The sequence below is a fragment of the Limnohabitans sp. 2KL-27 genome (assembly GCF_001269345.1).
Lineage (GTDB): Bacteria > Pseudomonadota > Gammaproteobacteria > Burkholderiales > Burkholderiaceae_C > Limnohabitans_A.
This window is the reverse complement of sequence record NZ_CXOP01000002.1, coordinates 1684230-1707762: the sequence shown is the minus strand read 5'-3', so window position 1 is coordinate 1707762 and position 23533 is coordinate 1684230. Positions and strand designations below refer to the sequence as shown.

The 23533-nt window shown below is 58.9% G+C and carries 19 protein-coding genes and 1 tRNA gene; 10 read left to right on the top strand and 10 right to left on the bottom strand.

The window, feature by feature from the left end:
* Positions 1-34 precede the first annotated feature (34 nt).
* Positions 35-125: transfer RNA gene (locus LHAB_RS11040), tRNA-Ser, on the top strand.
* A gap of 110 nt (positions 126-235) precedes the next feature.
* Here LHAB_RS11040 and LHAB_RS11035 read toward each other — a convergent pair.
* The 4 genes from LHAB_RS11035 to LHAB_RS11020 form a co-directional block, all read right to left on the bottom strand.
* Positions 236-1402, bottom strand: a complete 1167-nt coding sequence (locus LHAB_RS11035) for a branched-chain amino acid ABC transporter substrate-binding protein (RefSeq protein ID WP_090046304.1) — start codon at positions 1400-1402, stop codon at positions 236-238.
* A 124-nt stretch (positions 1403-1526) separates the two neighbouring features.
* A complete protein-coding gene (locus tag LHAB_RS11030) occupies positions 1527-1787 on the bottom strand; it encodes a hypothetical protein (RefSeq protein ID WP_090046301.1) in 261 nt (86 codons plus the stop codon).
* Entirely contained in the window at positions 1784-2218 is a 435-nt protein-coding gene (locus LHAB_RS11025; RefSeq protein ID WP_090046298.1) for a DNA polymerase III subunit chi, read from the bottom strand. The genes LHAB_RS11030 and LHAB_RS11025 overlap by 4 nt, the downstream gene beginning before the upstream one ends.
* A gap of 10 nt (positions 2219-2228) precedes the next feature.
* The gene (locus tag LHAB_RS11020) at positions 2229-3716 is read right to left on the bottom strand and encodes a leucyl aminopeptidase (RefSeq protein WP_090046296.1); all 1488 of its coding nucleotides are present in this window, start codon (positions 3714-3716) and stop codon (positions 2229-2231) included.
* A 23-nt stretch (positions 3717-3739) separates the two neighbouring features.
* On the opposite strand from LHAB_RS11020, the gene lptF reads away from it, so the two are divergent.
* From lptF to LHAB_RS10995, 5 genes are read left to right on the top strand one after another with little or no spacing between them, the layout of a single operon-like run.
* Positions 3740-4849: an LPS export ABC transporter permease LptF gene (lptF, locus tag LHAB_RS11015; RefSeq protein WP_090046293.1), complete on the top strand. Its 1110-nt coding sequence runs from the start codon at positions 3740-3742 to the stop codon at positions 4847-4849.
* Positions 4846-5952 (top strand): LPS export ABC transporter permease LptG, encoded by a 1107-nt coding sequence (gene lptG, locus LHAB_RS11010; RefSeq protein ID WP_090046290.1) that lies wholly within the window; start codon positions 4846-4848, stop codon positions 5950-5952. Before lptF ends, lptG begins: the two co-directional genes overlap by 4 nt.
* Complete coding sequence (locus LHAB_RS11005) at positions 5949-6341, top strand: sirohydrochlorin chelatase (RefSeq protein ID WP_090046286.1); 393 nt, start codon at positions 5949-5951, stop codon at positions 6339-6341. The genes lptG and LHAB_RS11005 overlap by 4 nt, the downstream gene beginning before the upstream one ends.
* 43 nt (positions 6342-6384) lie before the next feature.
* Complete coding sequence (locus tag LHAB_RS11000) at positions 6385-7326, top strand: CysB family HTH-type transcriptional regulator (RefSeq protein ID WP_090046283.1); 942 nt, start codon at positions 6385-6387, stop codon at positions 7324-7326.
* A gap of 5 nt (positions 7327-7331) precedes the next feature.
* On the top strand, positions 7332-8501 hold the full coding sequence (locus LHAB_RS10995) for a pyridoxal phosphate-dependent aminotransferase (protein WP_090046280.1): 1170 nt from the start codon (positions 7332-7334) through the stop codon (positions 8499-8501).
* A 63-nt stretch (positions 8502-8564) separates the two neighbouring features.
* On the opposite strand, the gene def is transcribed toward LHAB_RS10995, so the two are convergent.
* Genes def through smc form a run of 4 tightly spaced genes read right to left on the bottom strand, consistent with a single transcriptional unit; the run spans position 8565 to position 15832 of the window.
* Positions 8565-9104, bottom strand: a complete 540-nt coding sequence (gene def, locus LHAB_RS10990; protein WP_090046277.1) for a peptide deformylase — start codon at positions 9102-9104, stop codon at positions 8565-8567.
* A complete protein-coding gene (gene ligA / locus LHAB_RS10985) occupies positions 9101-11230 on the bottom strand; it encodes an NAD-dependent DNA ligase LigA (RefSeq protein ID WP_090046275.1) in 2130 nt (709 codons plus the stop codon). The genes def and ligA overlap by 4 nt, the downstream gene beginning before the upstream one ends.
* A gap of 17 nt (positions 11231-11247) precedes the next feature.
* Positions 11248-12285, bottom strand: a complete 1038-nt coding sequence (locus LHAB_RS10980; RefSeq protein ID WP_090046273.1) for a cell division protein ZipA C-terminal FtsZ-binding domain-containing protein — start codon at positions 12283-12285, stop codon at positions 11248-11250.
* Positions 12286-12304: 19 nt separating this feature from the next.
* Positions 12305-15832: a chromosome segregation protein SMC gene (smc, locus tag LHAB_RS10975; protein ID WP_090046270.1), complete on the bottom strand. Its 3528-nt coding sequence runs from the start codon at positions 15830-15832 to the stop codon at positions 12305-12307.
* Positions 15833-15993: 161 nt separating this feature from the next.
* On the opposite strand from smc, the gene dapC reads away from it, so the two are divergent.
* From dapC to LHAB_RS10955, 4 genes are all read left to right on the top strand, one after another.
* Positions 15994-17208 carry a succinyldiaminopimelate transaminase gene (gene dapC, locus LHAB_RS10970; RefSeq protein WP_090046268.1) on the top strand — a complete coding sequence of 405 codons (1215 nt, stop codon included), beginning with the start codon at positions 15994-15996 and terminating at the stop codon, positions 17206-17208.
* 3 nt (positions 17209-17211) lie between these two features.
* Positions 17212-18381 (top strand): succinyl-diaminopimelate desuccinylase, encoded by a 1170-nt coding sequence (gene dapE, locus LHAB_RS10965; RefSeq protein ID WP_090046265.1) that lies wholly within the window; start codon positions 17212-17214, stop codon positions 18379-18381.
* Positions 18378-19256 carry a 50S ribosomal protein L3 N(5)-glutamine methyltransferase gene (gene prmB / locus LHAB_RS10960; RefSeq protein ID WP_090046261.1) on the top strand — a complete coding sequence of 293 codons (879 nt, stop codon included), beginning with the start codon at positions 18378-18380 and terminating at the stop codon, positions 19254-19256. Before dapE ends, prmB begins: the two co-directional genes overlap by 4 nt.
* 178 nt (positions 19257-19434) lie before the next feature.
* A complete protein-coding gene (locus LHAB_RS10955; RefSeq protein WP_090046259.1) occupies positions 19435-21453 on the top strand; it encodes an ABC-F family ATP-binding cassette domain-containing protein in 2019 nt (672 codons plus the stop codon).
* A gap of 62 nt (positions 21454-21515) precedes the next feature.
* Here LHAB_RS10955 and LHAB_RS10950 read toward each other — a convergent pair whose 3' ends face one another.
* On the bottom strand, positions 21516-21767 hold the full coding sequence (locus tag LHAB_RS10950; protein WP_090047911.1) for a hypothetical protein: 252 nt from the start codon (positions 21765-21767) through the stop codon (positions 21516-21518).
* Positions 21768-22048: 281 nt separating this feature from the next.
* Positions 22049-23506, bottom strand: coding sequence for a hypothetical protein (locus tag LHAB_RS14690; RefSeq protein WP_194943163.1), 1458 nt, complete (start codon positions 23504-23506; stop codon positions 22049-22051).
* Positions 23507-23533: the final 27 nt, after the last annotated feature.

Below are 23533 nucleotides of genomic sequence, written 5' to 3'. Positions count from 1 at the left end.
AACCCGTTTTTCCACTGCTACAATCGCAGGCTTCGGAGCGGTGGATGAGTGGTTTAAGTCGCACGCCTGGAAAGCGTGTGTGGGTTAATAGCCCACCGCGGGTTCGAATCCCGCCTGCTCCGCCAAAACAAAAAAGCCTGCACAGTGTGCAGGCTTTTTTTCGTCTGTTCATCTCATGCGCGGCGATTTGCCCCCCATGAAATGAAGCCCTCCCCTCAGAGGAGGGCCGGACAGATCAGCGAACCACAGCGAGTTGCGAGCGCTCGCCACCCTTGTAGGTGTACAGCGTCAAAGCGCCGTTCTTGATGTCGCCTTTTTCGTCAAAGGCGATGTTGCCGGTCACGCCTTTGTAGTTGATCGCTTTCAAAGCTGGCAAGTACTTGGCTGGGTCAGCAGAACCGGCGGTCACCATGGCCGTGGCCATGACTTTCACAGCGTCATACACATAGGGTGCATAGACCTGCACGTCGGCGTTGTACTTGGCTTTGAAGTCTGCACGGAACTTGTCCATGCCGGCCTTTTGCTCGCCTTCCACACCGCCGGCTTCAGCACAGAAAACCGACTCGTCCTTCATGGCATCGCCAGCCAACTTGGCCAACTCGGATGTGCAGATGCCATCGCCGCCAAGGAACTTGGCGTTGATGCCCAAGGATTTCATTTGACGCAGCATCGGGCCGGCCACAGCATCCATGCCGCCGAAGAAGACGATGTCAGGCTTCTTGGCTTTCAGGGTGGTCAAGATGGCATTGAAGTCAGAGGCTTTGTCGGTGGTGAACTCGTGGCCCACGATGGCGCCGCCTGCAGCGGTAGCGCCCTTTTTGAACTCTTCAGCCACGCCTTGGCCGTAAGCTGTACGGTCATCGATGACCGCGATGTTTTTGCCTTTGAGCGTTTCCACCGCGTATTTGCCGAGGGTACCGCCCAGGTGCACATCGTCAGCCACCACGCGGAATGCACCCGCATAGCCTTGACGGGTGTACTTGGGTTTGGTGGCCGATGGCGAGATCTGGGGAATGCCAGCTGTGTTGTAAAGCTGTGAAGCGGGAATGGTGGTGCCGGAATTGAGGTGACCAATCACGCCGTTGACTTTGGCATCGACCAGTTTCTGGGCCGCAGCAGTACCCTGCTTGGGGTCCGCGGCATCGTCTTCTGCCAGCAACTCGAATTTGACAACTTTGTCACCGATCTTGAGAGCCGCAGCATTGAGTTCTTCGATGGCCATGCGGGCACCGTTTTCGTTGTCTTTGCCCAAGTGAGCGATCGCGCCGCTGACAGGACCGACGTGACCAATTTTGATCACTTGAACATCCGAGGCGGCCTCTTTTTTGCCGCAAGCTGCCAAAACAACTGCAGCCACAGCCACAGCCACAAGGGTCAAAGTACGTGTACCAGAAAATTTCATGGAAACTCCGAAGAATAAATTGCTTCAATCAAGCAAGCCGCTAAGATACTGCAAAACAGTGCCTTTGTAGCCTAGGGAAAACCAAAATTCTCGCAAATCAATAGGGAATATTGGCGCCCACGACTCAGTCGCCTGATCGGGAACGCATGCGCCAAGCTTGGTGCAGGCTGTTGCGCACCAGTTCGGTGGCCATGCGCTCTATGTCTGGGCGCAAGGCATCCAGCATCGCGTCTGACATGGCCATAAAAGCCCGCTTGTCATGGTCAAGGCCATCCAGAGCCGCCCGCATCGCATCGCAGACGTCGGATTCGGGCACCACCGCCGTCAACACCGGCAAGGCGGTATCGGGCATGCCGGACGCGGCCGCCAAGATGGGAAGACTCATGATGCGGCCGTCTTGGACAAATCGTGCTGCACCAAGGTGTAGCCTTGCGCGGTGTAGTGCCGCCAGCGCTGGCGGGCCGTCATGCGGCCATGGTCATCGGTCGCCACGATCTCGATGAGGCGCTTGAACGACTCAAACCCCGTGGGAACATCATCGCCCAGGTTCACCAAGACATCCAGCCCGCTCAGTTGCAAAGGGTCAGGGTGCAGCCGGATCGGTGATGCGTTTTGAATTTCAGGGGAAGCGGCTGCGGTGCTGTGCGGCAAGAAGTCGACCTCCGAGAAAGCCCACAAGGCCGCATCGAGCTGGCGCAAGCTGGCTGGCGAGCCGACCACACCCATGCGCAAGGCTTGGCCATGCGCCTTGCGCAGCAGCCGGCAAGCGTATTGCAAACGCTCGGTGGTGTTGAAGTGGAACTCGATTTGGGTCATCGCCCGACCGTCAGCGGCGATGGCGTGTCGCGGTTTTGGCTGCGGCTGGGCCGGCCTGTGCCAGCAGATACGACAGCAACAAGCCCACAGGCCTGCCGGTAGCCCCCTTGGCAGCACCGCTGCGCCAAGCCGTCCCCGCGATGTCCAAGTGCGCCCAGGGGTAACGCGAAGCGAAGCGCTGCAAAAACTTGGCCGCAGTGACCGAGCCCGCCTGACGGCCAGCCACGTTGGCCACATCGGCATAGCGTGACTTCAGGCCTTCGGCATACTCCTCGTCCAAAGGCATGCGCCAGCAGGCATCGCCAGACGCATCCCCCGCCAACTGCAAGGCTTGCGCCAAAGCGTCATCGCTGGAAAAAAGCCCGGTTCGTACGCCGCCGAGCGCGATGACGCAGGCGCCCGTGAGGGTGGCAATGTCGATCACAGCCTTGGGCTTGAAGCGCTCTGCATATGTCAAAGCATCACACAGCACCAGACGACCTTCGGCATCGGTGTTCAAGATTTCAATGGTCTGACCGCTCATGCTGGTGACCACATCCCCCGGCTTCACTGCCAGGCCATCGGGCATGTTCTCGGTGGCCGGAATCAGGCCCACCACGTTGATGGCTGGCTTGAGTTCACCCAAAGCCTTGAAAACACCCAGAACACTGGCTGCGCCGCACATGTCGTATTTCATCTCGTCCATCTCAGCGGCGGGCTTGATGGAAATGCCACCGGTGTCAAAAGTGATGCCTTTGCCGACCAGAACCACCGGCGCCTGGGCCACAGGCGCACCGCTGTAATGCATCACGATGAAGCGCAAAGGCTCTGCCGCCCCACGCGCCACCGCCAAAAAGGCCCCCATACCCAGTTGGGTCACTTCTTTGGGGCCCATCACTTGGCATTTGAAGGCCGGTCCTTTGGCAATCGCTTTGGCTGCGCCAGCCAGCAAGGCCGGGGTGGCATGGTTGGCAGGCCTGTTGGCCCACTCCTTGGCCACCTCCATGCCAGCCACCAACGCCTGCGCATGCGACAAAGCCCCACGAAGCTCAGCGTTGACCGATTCGGCACTGAACACCACCTGCTTGAGCCGTCTGGGTTGGGGTTTGCTGAGGGTGCTGGTGTAGCTGTAACTGGCATCGGCCAGCGCTGAAGCGGCCACTTGCAGGGTTTTGCCAGAGATCGCGGTTGCGGCATGCAGACCGACTCGTTTGATTTTGGCTGACTTGAGTACGCCCCAAGCTGCGGTCACGGCGCTGCGCACCTGAGCGACAGTGCCTTCGCCGATACAAGCCACCACCACATGGCGCGCTTGGATGCCAGGCTGGGCGTACAAAGACAACACGGCGCCCGGTTTGTGCTCAAAATCGCCATGGGTGGCGGCCCCTCGCACCAGCCCGGAAATCGGGTCTTTGTCAGACTCCCGCGCCCCACCTTGCGAAGGCCACAAGACAATCAGGGCATCCAGATCGTCACGAATCACACTGGACAGGGCGCGCTTTTGGATTTCGAAGTTCATAATTCAGCTTTTCCTTCGCACCGATGTTATTCCATTCTTCTTTACGCAAAGACCTGGCCCGCAATTTCGGAGCCACTTTGGTGGTTTTGGTCACCATTGTGATCACCATCATTTTGATCCGGACACTGGGCCAGGCCAGCCGCGGCAGCGTCAACCCCTCGGAGGTTTTGCTGGTCATGGGTTTCAGTGTGCTGAGCCAGCTCACCACCATCATCACACTCAGCCTGTTCATCGCCGTGGTGGCCACCCTTTCGCGCATGTACGGCGACAGCGAAATGGTGATCTGGTTTTCGAGCGGTCAGGGCTTGGGCCGATTCATTCGGCCATTGCTGCGTTTTTCATGGCCCGTGTTGCTCATCGTGACCTTGCTGGCCCTCTTCGCCTGGCCCTGGAGCAACCAGCAGATCCAAGACCTGAAGCAACGCTTTGAAAAGCGCAACGACATCGAGCGCGTGGCACCCGGCCAGTTTCAGGAATCATCCGGCGGGCAGCGTGTGTTCTTCATTGACAAAGACACACCCGACAACCGTTTCGGCCGGCATGTCTTCATCTCCAGCGTGGACGGTCAGAAAGAAACCGTGACCACGGCTCAACAGGGACGGATCGAGTTGACAGGCCATGACCGCTTCCTGATTCTGGACAAAGGGCAACAATGGTTGACCGACCGGGAAACAGGTGAAATCCGAGTGACGCAGTTTGAACACTACGAACTGCTGATCGACGACGAGGTCAATTTGCCCTCTTTGGCCATGAGCAGCCGCTACACCAGCTCTTGGGATTTGTTGAAACAACCCAACCGGGAAAACTGGGGCGAATTGTCTTGGCGCTTGGGTATCGGCTTGGCGGGCATCAATTTGCTGCTGATTGCACTGGCGGTCTCAGCGGTCAACCCCAGGGCAGGACGCAGTTACCACCTGGCTTTGGCCTTGTTTGTCTTCATCGCCTACTACAACATGCTCAATGTCGGCCAAAGCTGGATCAGCACAGGACGCTTTGATGTCTTGCCATTCATGGTGGTGGTGCATGGCGGCGTCTTTTTGCTGGCGATGCTGTGGCTGTCGATTCGCCATTACAACTGGTCATGGCGCGTCCTCTGGCCGACACCAGGCCCTCACGACAAGGGCGCGGCATGAAAACCGTTCGCCGCTTGCTGCATGGCGAAATCATCCGGGCCGTCAGTTTTGTACTGATCGGATTTTTGGCACTTTTCCTGTTTTTTGACTTGGTCGATGAACTGCAGAACCTGAGCCGCTTGGCCAGCCAAGGTTATCAACTGCATCACGCCTTGTTGTACGTCGCCCTCAAAACGCCTTCGCATCTTTATGAGCTGTTGCCCATTTCGGTGCTGATCGGCTGTATTTTCGTGATGGCACGGCTGGCGCAAAGCTCCGAGTTCACCATTTTGCGCACAGGGGGTCTGGCCCCCATGAAAGCCCTGAACACTGTGTTGCAGCTGGGTTTCGTGTTTGTGACCCTGACATTTTTGATCGGCGATTACGCAGCGCCATGGGCTGACCGTCAGGGCGTGATGATGAAGGCCCGGTTTCAGGGGAGCCTGACCGTCGGTCAGACCGGGGCCTGGCTCAAGGAGCGGCAAGCGCAGCGGCACTTTGCGGTGAATGTCCGGAGCTTCGACGCCATCCGCCACATGGCGCATGTCCGGATTCACGAGTTCAACGAAAAAGGACAGTTGCTGGCCATCACCAGCGCGCCCAAAGCCGAAATTGGAGAAGGCGTTTGGCTGTTACATCAGGCCGAAGAAAAGACCCTCCAGACCGTGGATGCAGGCCCAACCTTGCGGTACCGATCCACCCAACACGCCAGCCTGACTTGGCCCACGGGCATCAGCGCCGACATGGTGGCCGCTGCCGTGCTCAGCCCGGACCGCATGAGGACTTGGGATCTGTTCAATTACATGCGCCACCTGTCCAACAACAACCAGAATGCGCAGCGCTATGAAATCGAGTTCTGGCGCAAAGTGTTCTACCCCTTGAGCTGCTTGGTCATGCTGGTCATGGCTTTGCCCTTTGCCTACCTGCACTTTCGCTCGGGGCAGATGGCCGGGCAAGTGTTTGGTGGCGTGCTGGCGGGCATCAGTTTTTCCTTGCTCAGCAACCTGTTCAGCTTTGCAGGCAATTTGCAAAACTGGCAACCTTGGTTGACCGCAGCGGCCCCTGGCTTGATTTACAGCGCAATTTCCTTGTTCGGATTTTGGTGGATGGTGTTACGGCGATGACCACTGATTTGTATCCCCAAACGGGCGTGATTTTGTTTGCCCACGGCTCGCGCGATCCACTCTGGCGTTTGCCCATCGACGCCGTGGCCGAGGACATGACCCGGCGCTGGCCGGGTATGTCTGTGGCCTGCGCTTTTTTGGAACTGACCACACCCGATCTGGCCACCACCGTCGAGACCTTGATGATGCAGGGCAAAACCCATTTGCGCATCGTGCCCATGTTTCTCGGGGTGGGCCGTCATGCGCGGGAAGATTTGCCCCAACTGGTGTCAGAACTGACCGAGGCCTACCCCCAAGTTCGCTTTGAATTGCTCCCCTCCATTGGAGAACACCCGGCGATGACGCGGCTGATGGCGGACATTGCCGCGGGCTCAGCGAGCACACCATAGACCGATAAAGCATAATGATGCAATTCAATATGATATTTACCATATGAACCTGCACCAATTTCGCTTTGTCCAAGAGGCGGCACGCCGCAACCTCAATCTGACGGAGACGGCCAAGGCGCTTCACACCTCTCAGCCGGGTGTCTCCAAGGCCATCATCGAGCTCGAGGAAGAGTTGGGCATCGAAATCTTTGCCCGCCATGGCAAGCGGCTCAAGCGCATCACCGAGCCTGGCCAGCATGTGCTGCAAAGCATTGAGCTCATCCTGCGCGAAGTGGGGAACTTGCGCAAAATCGGTGATCAATTCAGCGCCCAAGACAATGGCACCCTCTCCATTGCCACCACGCACACCCAAGCCCGCTATGTGCTGCCGCTGCCCGTGGCCAAACTGCGCGAAAAATACCCCAAGGTCAACATCAGCCTGCACCAAGGTGCCCCCGACCAAGTGGCCCAGATGTTGTTGCAGGATGTGGCTGAAATCGGCATCGCCACCGAATCCTTGTCCGCCTACGAAGAGCTGGTCACCTTGCCCTGCTACGAATGGCAACACGTTTTGGTGCTGCCCCTCGATCACCCCTTGGCCAACAAGTCGCATGTGTCTCTGGAAGACATTGCCCACGAACCCCTCATCACCTACCACCCTTCATTCACTGGGCGTGGACGAATCGATCAGGCCTTTGCCGCCAGGAAATTGCAACCCCGCATCGCCCTCGAGGCCATTGACTCGGACGTGATCAAAACGTATGTGCGCCTGGGTTTAGGCATTGGCATCGTGGCCGAAATGGCCGTCAAAGACGACCCTGTGAAAGACCTCGCCATCCGTCCTCTGGGCCACTTGCTGGGCATGAATGTGGCCCGGGTGGCCTTCAAGCGAGGGGCCTATCTTCGCCACTTTGTTTATCATTTCGCCGAGTTGCTGAGCGATCGCCTGACAGCCCCCCTGATCACCAAGGCCATGAACGGCCACGTCAACGACTACGAACTTTGAACGCCATGAACGCACGCACCCCCCACCTCGACTCCAAAGCGCCCCACATGGGCACCACCATATTCACCGTCATGTCGGCCTTGGCCGCAGAAAAAAATGCGGTCAATTTAGGCCAGGGCTTTCCGGATTTCTCGTGCGACCCCAAGCTGCTCGATTTGGCCAACAACGCCATGCGGGAGGGACTGAACCAATACCCCCCTATGACCGGTGTGGCCCCATTGCGTGACGTCGTGTCGAAAAAAATCGAGACCCTTTACGGCCGCCATTACGACCCGGTCACTGAGATCACTGTGACGGCCGGGGCCACCCAGGCCATCCTCACCATTGTTTTGGCGATTGTTCATCCCGGCGACGAGGTCATTGTGCTGGAGCCTTGCTATGACAGCTATGTCCCCAACATCGAACTGGCGGGTGGCGTGGTGGTGCGCGTGCCCTTGACACCCGGCACCTTCCGACCCGACTTTGAAAAAATCCGCGCAGCCATCAGCCCCAAGACCCGGGCCATCCTGATCAACTCACCCCACAACCCGAGCGGCATGATCTGGTCCCAGCAAGACATGCTGACGCTCCAGGAAATCCTGGCGCCAACCGACATCGTGCTCATCAGCGATGAGGTTTACGAGCACATGGTCTACGCGCCCAACCAGCACTGGAGTGCCGCGCATTTTGATGGCCTGGCCGCACGAGCGTTCATCGTGTCCAGCTTTGGCAAGACTTTCCATGTCACGGGATGGAAAATCGGCACCGTGGCGGCGCCTGCGGCCTACACCGCCGAATTTCGCAAGGTTCACCAGTTCAACGTGTTCACGGTGAACACCCCGATGCAGCATGCCCTGGCACGCTTCATGGCCGACCCGGCCCCCTATCTGGAACTGCCCGCGTTTTACCAACGCAAACGCGACCTGTTCCGGCAAGGTCTGGCCCAAACCCAGTTCAAGCTGCTGCCTGGCGAAGGCACCTATTTTCAGTGCGTGGACATTTCCGACTTGAAGGTGCCCGAAAAAAATCTGAGCGAAGCGGATTTCTGCAAATGGCTGACCACCGACATCGGCGTCGCCGCCATCCCGCTGTCCGCCTTTTATGGCAATGGTTTTGACCAGAAAGTCATCCGGTTTTGCTTTGCCAAAAAAGATGAGACGTTGCTGGCAGCGCTGGAAAAGCTCAAGGGGCTTTGACAACTTCGCACAGTGGCGATCCTTGGACAGCGCTCAGGCCCCGCCTGAGCGCAGCGCAAAAGCTCAGTCGTCTTGCGCCTCACTGATGCCCGGAAACAGCACCTCCGTGAAGCCAAAGCGGGTGAAATCTCGCACCCGCATGGGATAGAGCTTGCCGATCAGGTGGTCGCATTCGTGTTGCACCACCCGGGCATGGAAACCATCGACTGTGCGGTCGATGGGCTGGCCCTTTTCATTGAACCCGGTGTAACGGATGCGTGACCAGCGTGGCACCACCCCGCGCAAGCCGGGCACCGACAAACAACCTTCCCAATCCTCTTCTTCGTCTGCGCCCAAAGGCGTGATGACGGGGTTGATGAGCACCGTTTGGGGCACCAAAGGCCGGTTGGGATAGCGTGGGTTTTCCGCTGTGCTGCCGAAAATCACCAACTGCAGGTTCACCCCAATTTGGGGCGCAGCCAGACCTGCACCATGGACCGCAGCCATGGTTTCGCGCATGTCGACGATCAGGTCATGCAGTTCGTGGGTATCAAACAATGGAACAGGCTCAGCCACGCGCAAGAGTCGGGCATCGCCCATTTTGAGGATGTCCCGGACGGTCATGGTCTGTCTCCAGAAAGCAGCACGGCCAACCCCGCATCGTCCAACACAGGCAGGCCCAGCGCCAGGGCTTTGTCGAGCTTGCTGCCCGCCTCGGCACCGGCCACCACATAGTGGGTTTTTTGGCTGACCGAACCGGCCACTTTGGCCCCCAAGGCTTCGAGTCTTTCCTTGGCTTCATCGCGGCCCATGCTTTGCAAGGTACCCGTGAGCACCACGGTGATACCGGCCAGTGGCATCTCGGTTGGGGCCAGGGCCTCCCCTTCGGGCCAGGTGATGCCCGCATCCCGCAAGGCCTGCACCACCTCGCGGTTGTGCGGTTGGGCAAAAAAAGTGTGGATGCTGTGCGCCACCACGGGCCCAACGTCTGCCACTTGCAGCAAAGCGTCTTCGCTGGCGGCCATGACGGCGTCGAGTTGGCCAAAGTGTCGGGCCAGTTCCTTGGCCGTCGCTTCGCCCACATGGCGGATGCCCAAACTGAACAAAAAGCGGCCCAAGGTGGTTTTTTTGGATTGTTCCAGCGCTTGGAGCAGGTTCACGGCCGATTTGTCGGCCATGCGGTCCATGTTGGAGAGCGTCTCGAGCTTCAAGTGGTACAGATCCGCCAGGGTTTTGACGTGCCCGGCATCGACCAGCTGATCCACCAGTTTGTCGCCCAAGCCATCCACATCCATGGCGCGGCGGTGGGCAAAATGCCAAATGGCTTGCTTGCGCTGGGCGCTGCAAAACAGACCCCCTGTGCAGCGGTGGTCGGCTTCGCCCTCTTCCCGCTCGGCCAAACTCCCGCACACGGGGCAATGGCTCAGCATGGTGAACTGGGGGGCCTCGGCCGGGCGACGGTCCAGCACCACCGACACCACCTCGGGAATCACATCGCCTGCGCGGCGCACGATCACCGTGTCGCCCACCCGAACATCCTTGCGGCGGGCCTCGAGTTCGTTGTGCAGCGTGGCGTTGGTCACCGTCACCCCCCCCACGAACACCGGGGACAGTTTGGCCACAGGCGTGAGCTTGCCGGTGCGGCCCACCTGCACGTCGATGGTCTGAACGGTGGTCATTGCTTCTTGCGCCGGGTATTTGTGTGCCACAGCCCAACGCGGCTCGCGGGTCACATAGCCCAGCCGGGCTTGGAGCGCCAAATCGTTGACCTTGTAGACCACGCCGTCGATGTCGTAGGGCAAGGTGTCGCGCTCAGCCGCGATGCGCTGGTGAAAAGCCACCAGGCCTGCCGCGCCTTGCACACACGCAGTCTGCTCTGCCACCGGAAAGCCCCAGGCCTTGAGCTGCATCAGCATGTCGTGATGCGCAAGCCAGGCCGGCCCGCCGTCGGCAGCGGGCGTGATGTCGCCCAGGCCATAGGCAAAAAAACTCAAGGGCCGCTCGGCGGCGATGCCCGAGTCGAGCTGGCGCACGGCACCAGCGGCCGCATTGCGCGGATTGACGAAGGTTTTTTCACCCTTTTGCCCAGCAGCAATGCGTTGGCGCTGGCGCTCATTGAGCGCCTCGAAATCGTCACGGCGCATGTACACCTCGCCACGCACTTCGAGCACAGCAGGGGCATCGCTGGGCAAGCGCAGCGGGATTTGCCCGATGGTGCGGATGTTGGCCGTGACCTCTTCGCCCGTTTCACCATCGCCCCGGGTGGCCGCCAGCACCAGCACCCCGTTTTCATAGCGCAAGCTCATGGCCAGGCCGTCAAATTTGAGCTCGCCCACATAACTCACAGGCGGATCGGTTTCAACCCAGCCCAGCTCCTTGCGGATGCGGGCATCAAAGGCTTCTGCCCCGCTGGCTTCGGTGTCGGTTTCGGTGCGGATGCTGAGCATGGGCACACGGTGCGTGACCTGCGCAAAGGCGTCGAGCACCGCCCCGCCCACGCGCTGAGTGGGGGAATCGGACGTCAACAACTGCGGGTGCGACGACTCCAAGGCTTGCAGCTCACGAAACAGGCGGTCGTATTCAACGTCGGGGATTTCGGGCGCATCCAAGGTGTAATAAGCATGGGCATGGTGGTGCAAAAGCGTACGCAGCTTTTCAGCCTTTTCGGCAGCTGACGCCAATGTTGCGCTGCTGGGCAAGGAGACAAGCCCGGTGGGTGGCAGGTCGCCAAACAGGTCCGGATGGGACATGACGCTCAGCAACCGGGTCAGGAGAACAGACGACGCGCCTGAGGCGTGCCCGCCGACAGCTCACGCGCAGCCAGGGCGTCATAAAGCTGTTGCAAATCGGTCGCAATTTGATCGAGCACGTCATCGCCCAGCATTTGACCATTGCCATCGGTGACCACGCCATCCATGTGCTCTGCCAGCAAACGGGCCGCCTCGCGCAAGCGCTCGAAAGGCTGGTCTTCACGGGCAATTTGTGGCACATCCAGACTGAGCGAAAACTCTCGGATGGCTGACATGGCCGGGTCATCGGCCATGGCGGCCTGGGAATCAAAAGTCAGCGACAAAATGGGGGGCAAGCCAGTCACGGCGGCCGGCAGCACCATGCGGCCCGGAATCACCCCCGCGACAAACCCCAGTCGCGCAGCATGCTGCTGGATGTAGCCAGGACTCCAGGCCGAGGCCCGAGCGCACAGCGTGAAGCTCAACTGGGCATCGTGAGCGCTGGCAAATTGATCGAGTTCACGGGCACGCGCCACTTCTTCGAGCATGTCGCTGAAACTGGCGCTGCCGCCCACAGAGTCAGCAAAGGCCTGCGTTTTGACCACAAACTCTGAAAATTCGATGTTATTGAGCGCGCCCACTCGGTTGGCCAACTGAACGCCGGCCTGAAACGCCGAGTAACGGCGACCGGCCGCCAAAACTTCCCATTCGCCGCTGAGTTCACTGCAACCCTCGACATGAAAGGGCTTGGTGCCGACACGGCGTGTGACGGGCAAAGCCGCCAAAGCGGCATCCCCGGACACAGGGTGGTCCACCTCCATGGTGGCGATCACATCGATCAGGGCGTCCAGCTGGGGCTTGCGCTCGGGCTGGGGCAGGCTGGAAAAATCATCGGTCAGAACCGGTTCACGGGTTTCAGTCAGCTCGGGGGCCACCTCTGGCACGTCCAGCTGGGGTTCTGTTGGGGGCTCGGCCAAGCGCGGCGCATTTTTACGCGAGGTCCAATAGTTGTAGATCACCACGGCACCCACGGTGAGCGCCCCGATGGCGGCCAGACTCAACTGCAATGAGCTCATCGATTCCAAGATAAGTTCCTCAGGCCACGTCGGCCAATGACACCGCAGACTCCATGTCCACGGCCACAATGCGTGATACGCCCTGCTCCTGCATGGTCACGCCAATCAATTGCTCGGCCATTTCCATGGCGATTTTGTTGTGGCTGATGAACAGGAATTGGGTCTCTTTGCCCATGCCCTTGACCAGCTTCGCATAGCGCTCGGTGTTGGCGTCGTCCAGCGGCGCATCCACCTCGTCAAGCAAGCAAAACGGCGCGGGATTGAGCTGGAAAATGGCGAACACCAGCGCGATGGCTGTCAAGGCTTTTTCGCCGCCCGACAGCAGGTGGATCGTCTGGTTTTTCTTGCCTGGCGGCTGCGCCAGCACCTGAACGCCTGCGTCCAGGATCTCGTCACCGGTCATGACCAAGCGTGCATTGCCGCCACCAAACAACTCGGGGAACATGCGGCTGAAGTGCTCGTTGACGATCTTGAAAGTGCCGCCCAGTAAATCGCGCGTTTCGGCGTCGATCTTGCGGATCGCGTCTTCCAAGGTATTCATGGCATCGGTCAGGTCGGCACACTGCGCGTCCAGGAAGACCTTGCGCTCTCGCGACGTGGTCAGCTCCTCCAACGCGGCCAGGTTGACCGGGCCGAGCGCTGTGATGTCGCGGTGGATGCGGTCGATCTCAGCTTGCAGGCCCGTCACGCGCACTTGGCCCGTTTCAATGGACTGGGCCACTGCTTGCAAATCAGCTTGGGCATCGGCCAGCAGCTGGGTGTATTGCTCCAGACCCAGCCGGGCGGCTTGCTCCTTGAGCTGCAAATCGGTGATGCGTTGGCGCAAAGGGTCGAGTTCTCGCTCGAAGCTCACGCGCCGCTCGTCGCTGGCGCGCAGTTTGGCCGTCAGGTCGTCGTAGGCGCTTCGGCAAGTGCCCAGCGCTTGTTCGCGCTCGAGTTTGAGGGCCAGCACGTTTTGCAAACCGGCTTGGGCGGCGGCATCGGTCAGGCGACTGAGTTCGTCGCGGGCCCGCTGCATTTCGGCGTCGATGCTGCTCACCTGTTGCTGAGCGGTTTCAATCGTGCGTTGCAGTTCGGCCCGGCGGGCGTCCAGGCTGCGCTGCGAGAACTGGGCCTCTTGGGCACGGCGCTCCAAGCTGCGTTGCTGCTCGCGGCATTCGGCCAGCTTGCGCTCGGCCTCGATCACGCGCTCGTCCAGCTGGGCGTGGCGCTCTTGCTTGTCGGCCAGTTGCATGTCCAGCTCTTCGAAGCGGGCTTCGGCCGTGACACGGCGCTCTTGCAACTCGTCCAGCAAGGCCTCGACCTCGGTCAGGTCGTTGTTGATTTGCTCGCTGCGGGCACGCGTTTGGGCCACCAACTGAGACAAGCGCAGGGTCTCGACCTGCAACTCGTGCGTGCGCGACTGGCTTTCGCTGGCTTCGCGGCGCACCGTGATCAGGCGCTGCGAGGCGTCGGCATAGGCCGCTTCAGCCCGCACCAGAGCGCTGCGACTTTCCTCAGCGATCAAGGTCTGGGCGCGCAGCTGCTTGTCCAGGTTCTCAATGTCCTGAGCACGGGCCAACAAGCCGGCTTGCTCGGAGTCTTGGGCGTAAAACACCACGCTGTTGAGTTGAACCGCATGGCCTGCCTGCACCAACAGGGTTTCACCGGCTTGAAGCTGGCTGCGCCAAGCCAGCGCGTCTTCCATGTTGGGGGCGGTGTAACAGCCTTGCAGCCAGTCGGCCAAGAGGGCCGACAAACCGGCATCGTGCACACGCAGCAACTCGGCCAGAGGCTTGCAGCCTGCGGGCATGCCACTGCGCGGCGCTGCTTTGGCGGCCAAAGGCGAAGTGAAAAAACTCAATTTGGCGGGCGGCGCATCGTTGGCGAAAGCACGCACCATGTCCAGGCGCGAGACCTCCAAGGCCGACAGGCGCTCTCGCAGGGCCGATTCCAAGGCGTTTTCCCAGCCTGGCTCGATGTGGATGCGGCTCCACAGGCCCTCCAGGCCCTCCATGCCATGCTTGGCCAGCCAGGGTTTGAGCTTGCCATCGGTGCGGACTTTTTCTTGCAAGGCCTTGAGCGCCTCAATACGCGCACTCAGGTCAGCCAGCTTGGACGACTCCTGGTTCACAGCGCTTTGGCGCAGGCGGCGGTCGTCGTCCAGCGCCGGCACTTGGCTTTGCAGGTCTTGCAGGCGGGCTTCGGACTCGGCCGACAAGGCCTCGGCCTCGGCCAGTTGCTCTTGCAGCTGACTCAGACGGGCCTCGTCTGGCGCGGCCAGCGCATTGCGGTCGCTCAGCAGGCGTTCGCGGCGGTTGTCGAGTTGGCGCGATTGTTCTTCGACGTTGCGCTGGTCTGCGGCCAACACGCCGATTTGCTGCTGCACCTGCACCACGCTGGCGCGTTGGACGGTGGCCTCGTTTTGGGCTTTGCGCAGGGCTTCTTCCAGATCGGGCAGCGCCATGGCCTGGTCTTCCACTTGCGCGGCCAGTGTCATGCTCTGGTCTTCGGCCATGGCCGCTTGCTCGGCCAGGCTGTCCAGTTCGGCTTGTGCATCTTGGCTGCGGGTACCCCATTGCGCGGTTTGTTCCACCAACTGCTGCAGGCGCTGCTCGGCACGTTGGCGGCCTTCCACCACAAAGCGAATCTCGGCTTCCAGGCGGCCCACCTCGGCGCTGGCTTCGTACAAAGCCCCTTGCGCTTGGTTGACCTGGTCACCGGCGGCGTAATGCGCCTGACGGATGGTCTCCAGATCGGCTTCCACATGGCGCAGATCGGCCAAGCGCGACTCCAGCGCATTGACGGCCTGGTCCACGTCGGACTTCATACGGCCCTGGTCGGCCTCGGCGTCACGGCGCTTCAAAAACCACAGCTGGTGCTGCTTGAGCGTGCTGTCGGCTTGCAAGCTGTTGTAACGGTGCGCCACTTCGGCCTGTTTTTCCAGCTTTTCGAGGTTGGCGTTCAGCTCGCGCAAGATGTCGTCAACCCGGGTGAGGTTCTCTCGGGTGTCGGACAGGCGGTTTTCGGTTTCGCGACGGCGTTCCTTGTATTTGGAGACCCCGGCGGCCTCTTCGAGGAACAAGCGCAGCTCTTCGGGGCGCGACTCGATGATGCGGCTGATGGTGCCCTGGCCGATGATGGCGTAGGCCCGAGGGCCGAGGCCCGTGCCCAGAAACACATCCTGCACATCGCGCCGGCGCACCGGCTGGTTGTTGATGTAATAACTGCTGTTGCCGTCACGGGTGAGCACGCGCTTGACGGCGATCTCGGCAAACTGCCCCCATTGGCCGCCGGCGCGGTGATCGGCGTTGTCAAACACCAGCTCCACGCTGGCGCGGCTGGCCGGTTTGCGTGTGGTGGTGCCATTGAAGATGACGTCCTGCATGGACTCACCCCGCAGCTCGGACGCCTTGGATTCGCCCAGCACCCAACGCACCGCGTCCATGATGTTGGACTTGCCGCAACCGTTGGGGCCGACCACGCCCACCAGTTGCCCAGGCAGCAGAAAATTGGTCGGTTCGGCAAACGATTTGAAGCCTGAAAGCTTGATGGAATTGAGGCGCACGGCAGGTCGGTTCGTTGTCGGATCGCTGGGAGATCAGATAAAGGGGCCAGCCCAAAGGGCCGACACCGTGTAAAGCGTCAATATTACCCGACAGGCATGGTGAAAAACCCGCTGACCACCCCAGCGCCCAACAGCCCCCCTTCATCCCGGATAATCGGGGAATGAATCCCCTTCTCGCCAAGCTTCAACCCTATCCTTTTGAACGGCTCAAACAGCTGTTCGCCAGCGTCACCCCGAACCCGTCCCTCCAACCCATCAGCTTGGGGATTGGCGAGCCCAAACACGCCACGCCCGCCTTCATCCAAGAAGCGCTCAAGAACGCTGTGGCCACCGGCCTCTCGGCCTACCCGGCCACGGCCGGTGAGCCGGCCCTGCGCAAGGCCTGCGCGGCTTGGCTGCAAACCCGCTACCGGCTGACGCTGAACCCCTCCACGCAAGTGCTGCCGGTCAACGGTTCGCGCGAAGCCCTGTTTGCCCTCACGCAAACCGTGGTCGACCCGACCCGCTCCGGCGCCACGGTGGTCAGCCCCAACCCTTTCTACCAAATCTACGAAGGTGCGGCCTTGCTGTCGGGGGCCACGCCTTACTACGTGCCCAGCGACCCGGCCCGCAACTTTGCCAACGACTGGGACAGCGTGCCCGCCGAGGTCTGGGCACGCACCCAACTGCTGTTTGTCTGCTCGCCCGGCAACCCCACCGGCGCAGTCATGCCCCTGTCCGAGTGGGAAAAGCTGTTTGCCCTGTCCGACCAGCACGGTTTCGTGATCGCGTCTGACGAGTGCTACAGCGAGATTTATTTCCGCGAAGAAGCGCCTTTGGGGGGGCTGGAAGCCGCCCACCAGTTGGGCCGCACCGACTTCAAGCGCCTGATCGCCTTCACAAGTCTTTCCAAACGCAGCAACGTGCCTGGCCTGCGCAGCGGCTTTGTGGCCGGTGATGCCGCCATCATTCAACAGTTTTTGCTCTACCGCACCTACCACGGCAGCGCCATGAGCCCGGTGGTGCAAGCCGCCAGCGTGGCCGCTTGGGGCGACGAGGCCCATGTGGTGGACAACCGCAACCAGTACCGCACCAAATTCGCCCAGGTCACGCCCGTGCTGGCTGAAGTGCTGGACGTGAAATTGCCCGATGCCAGCTTCTACCTGTGGGCGGGGGTGCCGGCAGGGTGGCAAGGCGACGACGCTGCGTTTGCCCAAGCCCTCTACAAAGCAGAACACGTCACCGTGCTGCCTGGCAGCTATCTGGCGCGGGACGTCAACGGCAGCAATCCCGGGCGTGGCCGCATCCGCATGGCCCTTGTGGCCGAAACCGCCGAGTGCCTGGATGCGGCCGAGCGCATCGCCCGTTTTGTGCGGGCGCACTCCCAAAAGGCCTGAGCCATGAATGCCACCACCTGCCACGACACCCTTCGCTTGGCCGAGCAATTGATCTCGCGCCCGTCCGTCACACCCGACGATGCGGGCTGCATGGACCTGATTGCAGACGCCTTGAAGCCGCTGGGCTTTGTCTGCGAATACATGGACTCTGGCCCTGACACCTTCCGTGTGCGCAACCTCTGGGCCAAGCGCGCAGGCACATCGGGCCAGACGCTGGCCTTTGCCGGACACACCGATGTGGTGCCCACGGGCCCCCTCACGCAATGGGACAGTGACCCCTTCACCCCCACGCACAAAGATGGCAAGTTGTTCGGCCGGGGCGCGAGCGACATGAAAACATCGCTGGCGGCCATGGTGGTCGCGGTGCAGGAATTTCTGGTCACCCACCCCAACCCGGCATTGGGGATTGCTTTTTTGCTGACCAGCGACGAAGAAGGCCCGGCGATCGACGGCACGGTGGTGGTGTGCAAAGCGCTCCAAGCCCGTGGTGATTCGCCTCAGTTTTGCATCGTCGGCGAACCCACCTCGGTGCAGCAGACGGGCGACATGATCAAGAACGGCCGGCGCGGGACGATGAGCGGCAAACTGACGGTCAAGGGTGTACAAGGCCACATCGCCTACCCGCACCTGGCCGACAACCCGATTCACCGCTTGGCACCGGCACTGGCCGAGCTGGTCGCTGTCCGCTGGGACGAAGGCAATGCCTTTTTCCCGCCCACCAGCTGGCAAGTCAGCAACATCCACGCAGGCACCGGCGCAAGCAATGTGATCCCCGGCGACTGCGTGGTGGATTTCAACTTCCGCTTTTGCACCGAATCCACCCCCGAGAGCCTGCAGCAGCGCTTGAGCAACGTGCTCGACCGCCAAGGTCTGAAGTACGAGCTGAACTGGACCATCGGCGGCCTGCCCTTTTTGACCACACCGGGCACTTTGGTCGCCGCCATACAAAAAGCGATCACCGACGAAACCGGCCTCAACACAGAGCTGTCCACCACAGGCGGCACCAGCGACGGCCGCTTCATTGCGCAGATTTGCCCACAAGTGATCGAATTTGGCCCACCCAACGCGACGATTCACAAGGTCAATGAGCATGTGGTGCTGAGTGACATCGCGCCCCTCAAGGCCATCTACCGCCGCACGCTGGAACAACTCAACGCGGGCTTGTCCGCATGAGCGCCTTGACCCTTTCGGGTTTGATCGAGGCATCGTCACAGCGGCTCGCGAAAGCGGGCTTGGCCTTTGGCCACGGCACCCAAAGCGCTTTCGACGAAGCCGTCTGGCTCGTGCTTTGGCGCCTGGGCATGCCGCTCGACACCGATCTGGACGAGGTGGCCCATCAGGCCGTGTCGCCCGAGCAGCAAGCAGCCTGCAATGCGCTGATCGAGGAGCGCATCGCTGGCCGCAAACCCGCCGCCTACCTGACGCGTGAGACTTGGTTGCAAGGCGTGTCCTTTTATATCGACGAGCGGGCCATCGTGCCCCGCAGCCTGATCGCCGAGGTCCTGGCCGACGGCACCATCGATGCCTGGCTGGGCGACCAGACGCGGCAAGTGCTGGACCTGTGTACCGGCAACGGCAGCCTGGCCGTGCTGGCGGCGCTGGCCTGGCCCGAGGTGCAGGTGACGGGGGCCGATATTTCAGACGATGCGCTGGCCGTGGCCTCGATCAACGTGGCGCGACACGATCTGCAAGAGCGCGTGACGCTGGTGCACAGCGACGGCCTGTCTGCCCTACCCGGTCCGTTTGACCTGATCTTGTGCAACCCGCCTTATGTGTGCCAGGCCAGCATGGACGCGCTGCCCGCTGAATACAGGGCCGAGCCCGAACTGGCTTTGGCGGGTGGCACAGACGGCATGGACTTTGTGCGGCAATTGTTCAAGGATGCGCCAGCGCGGATGAGCGAGCACGCGGTGCTGGTGCTGGAGATTGGCAACGAGGTGGCTCACTTCACCGCGGCCTTTCCTGGGCTCGAAGTCGCCTGGCTGGACACCAGTGCGGGCGACGACCAAGTGCTGCTGATCACCCGGGAAGCCCTGCTCCAAAGCTGAAAACCTTGCGCCATCGCCGAGAATCTATGCCCCAATACTGAGAATCCCCGCTGACACCCAAATGTCATCCCCGCCCAGGCGGGGATTCATGCCTACCCTGACCGAACACCCTGGATTCCCGCCTTCGCGGGAATGACAAACCATTTACCCCCGGAGCTCTTCCGGACACTGCTTTTTCATGATCAACCTCAAAAACGTCACCCTCCGCCGAGGCACCAAGGTGCTGCTGGACCAAGCTTCGGTCACCCTGAACCCCGGCGAAAAGGTCGGTCTGGTCGGCCGCAATGGCGCGGGCAAGTCCACGCTGTTTGCGCTGTTCAACGGAACCCTGCAAGAAGACGGCGGCGACTTTGACATGCCGCGCAACTGGCGCATGGGCCAGGTCGCGCAGAACATGCCCGAAACCGACCAGCCAGCAGCCGACTTCGTCCTCGAAGGCGACACGCGATTGGCCGAACTGCGCCAGCGCTTGGTGGCCGCAGAAGCCAGTGGTGACGGCATGGAAATGGCCCATGTTTACACCGACCTGGCCGACGCGGGCGACCACGACGCGCTGCCCCGCGCTGAAGCCTTGATCTTGGGCCTGGGCTTTCGGGTCGATGAGCTCAACAACCCGGTCAACAGCTTCTCAGGCGGCTGGCGCATGCGCTTGCAGCTGGCCCGGGCGCTGATGTGCCCATCGGACATCCTGCTGCTCGACGAACCTACCAACCACTTGGACTTGGACGCCTTGGTCTGGCTGGAAGCCTGGTTGCAGCGCTATGCGGGCACCATGATCGTGATCAGCCACGACCGCGAATTTCTCGATGCGGTGACGAACGTCACGCTGCACATCGACCACGCCAAACTGACCCGATACGGCAGCAACTACAGCGGCTTTGAAATTTTGCGCGCCCAGCAAATGGAGCTGCAACAAGCCTCGTTTGCCAAGCAGCAAGACAAGATCGCCCACCTGCAAAAGTTCATCAACCGCTTCAAAGCGCAGGCCAGCAAGGCCAAACAGGCGCAAAGCCGGGTCAAGGCCCTGGAACGCATGGAAAAAGTGGCGCCGCTGCTGGCCGATGCCGAGTTCACCTTCGGCTTCAAGGAGCCCAACAACCTGCCCAACCCCATGCTGGCCATCAGCGAGGCGAGCTTTGGTTACATGGTCGATGGAGAAGCCAAAACCATTGTGCAAGGTGTCAGCAAATCGGTGCTGGCCGGTCAGCGCATCGGCATTTTGGGTGCGAACGGTCAGGGTAAATCGACCCTGGTCAAGACCATCGCCCGCACCATGCCTCAGTTGTCGGGCACCCTGACCGAGGGCAAGGGTCTGAACATTGGCTATTTCGCGCAGCAAGAACTCGATGTGCTGCACCCGAATGACAACCCGCTGGAGCACATGATTCGCCTGGCCAAAGAGCTGGGCCCCAACAGTGGCGAGCCCAGTCGCGAACAAGATCTGCGCAATTACCTGGGCACCTTCAACTTCTCAGGCGACATGGTCAAACAAGCCGTGGGCTCCATGAGCGGTGGCGAAAAAGCCCGTCTGGTGCTGGCCATGATCGTGTGGCAACGCCCCAACCTGTTGCTGCTGGACGAGCCCACCAACCACCTGGACCTGGCCACACGTGAGGCGCTGTCGATGGCGCTCAATGAATTTGAAGGCACGGTCATGCTGGTCAGCCACGACCGCGCTTTGCTGCGTGCCGTGTGCGACGAATTCTGGATGGTGGGCAGGGGGAAGGTGGAACCCTTTGATGGCGACTTGGACGACTACCAGAAGTACCTGCTGGAAGAGTCCAAGCGCCTGCGCGAAGCGGCCAAAAATGCTGCGCGTGACGGACTGGCCACGCCGACTGAACCCGTCCAGGATGCGGCAGCTTCGGCCAGTGCGGCAAGCGCAGCACCTGCGGGGGCGCCCACGGCAGCTGCTGAGACTGGCCTGAGCAGCGCAGAACAGCGCAAACTCGACGCCCAAAAACGCCAGCAACTGGCGGCGCAAACCCGCCCGCTCAAGCGGGAGTTGGAGCAAAACGAACAGCGCATGGTCAGCATCGAAGCTGAAAAGAACCAGCTGGAACAGCTGTTGACCACAACCGTGTCACCCGCCGAGATGGCCGATGCCGGACGACGCCTCAAAACACTGGCCGACGAGGTGGCCAAACTGGAGGAGCGTTGGTTGGAATTGACGCAGTTGCTGGAAGTCTCGGCCTGAGCCCGCTTGGGGCCGTTAAGACCTGAGCTTGAAGACCGCACAGCAGCGGTCGCTCGATCGCTTCAGCCGCCGATCACCGACCACCCTGCGTGTTGGTCAGCTTTGTTATTCTCGTATTCCCAGGCCGTGCCGCAACGGTCGCACCGATAGCGGGTGATGGTGACCTGACCCGACGCGCGTGGCTCCTTGCGGTTGGCGCCTTGCACCAATTCGGCATGGCCAGGCGCACGACGCCAATGGCGCTGAATACCCGAGCAGGGCTCGCACAGCACCATCTTGTTCAAGTCATCTGGGCGATTCGATTCGATGGTCATCAGCGGGCTCTTTCTTGGGGGTCGGGGCACACAGCGCACGCCCATGAAAAAAGCACTTTGTACCGAGATACAAAGTGCTTTTTTGCTATTTTTGGTGGGACCAGCGGGGGTCGAACCCACGACAAACGGATTAAAAGTACACTTTCCGAGAGTATACACTTCTTCAAAGCTATTATCCATGCGGCTTCCAAGAGATGGTTGACGAAAAGTATATAACTCTGTATAAAAGTCACAACTCACTCTTGGACTGACGACAAGTTATTAAAAAATTAATTATAAATTTATTGCAAATTTCTCTTCATTAACTCCGTAAAGAATGGTCTTATACTGTCAGTTTTAAAAGGACCATGCTGAAAATTGCACGTGTCCACTACGTTATCAGAGTCAATTAGTATAAATTCGAATTGACTTAAAATCTTGAAATCAATATTTTCGATACTTTTCAATACAGATGATTCATCAGATTCTATTTTATTACCTGTTTTAATTGATTCCAATATGAGTTTAGGGTCAGCTGAACCAAATACATCTTCGTACGAGATCTTTTTTTCGCCATTAATAGCATAAATCGTTGAAGTTAAATGACATTGATAAGGACCAGGTTGTTTTTCGGGAATGTGAACATATTCTTCCTTTTCAATTAGTATTTTCAAATCTGAAGAGATAGAGAAAATTTCGCCCCTATTTTTTAAACCATCAATAAAAGAAGGTGCTTCTGATTTTTGTACATCAGTTTTTTTGTCATCTGGATACCAGAGAATTGCAGGTTTAATTATCAACGATCTTAAAGTAGATTCTCCAGTCAAGATACCTTTTATACGTATTACTTGACCGGTTTTTAATCCTTCTATGAAATTCGATTGAAGCGTGTCTTTAGCAGTCAATTCAACAAATGTGCCAACATCACTAGTACCAATATTTAAACCACCCGATGTTTGAATTTTATAAGTTTTATCACTCTTTTTATCTATCTCATAGATTTCAACTTCCCAAATAATCAGTTGACCTTTGATTTGCTTTAAAAGATTTTCTCGTTGAACATCTGTGTACTTTGAGTTAAGATTAAAAGCTTTAGCCAATTCACCATCGATTTTATATTTAGAAACATCTTCTCTTGATTCGAGTGAATTTAACGTATTAGTAGTTGGAGCATCATTTTTGGCTGAAAAATAAAATAATCCGACCAAACAAAGAATGGCTATAAGTCCAATTAAAAAGCCAGAACCTCCAGAACTTTTAGAAACCACGCCCGTGCTTTGGATTTTTGCTTCTAATTTTTTATTTTCCAAAATTTCCTTACTTGTATTATCTATTATTGATTTTTCTGTGATGATATTATCTGATTGCAACTGAGCATCATCAGAGGAAATAATTGGATCCATTCCATCCAAGTACTCAAGAGCAATTCCTCTATCAATACTTTGAGCATATCTTAAAGCATCATATACTTTATCGAAGGTCTTATCTTGAGATTGAAACTTACCAATTGTTTCTATTTTTTCAATATGATATTGCTTGGTTAAGTATATTTTGTACGCCTCATTATTTAATGTCGCCTCTCCGGTATACTCATATTTTTCGACTCCGGACATGAATATAATTATTAAAAAAGTAATGAGCGGGCTAAAAATAAGTGCAGAAATTAACCACGTTGCAACAGATCTATTTTTTAACCAAGCGATACCAGCTACAAGAAGGGAAAGCCCCACCCAAATTATTGCGATTGATTGATATTCCATTTTTTCCCCGATACCGGTTGATTGATC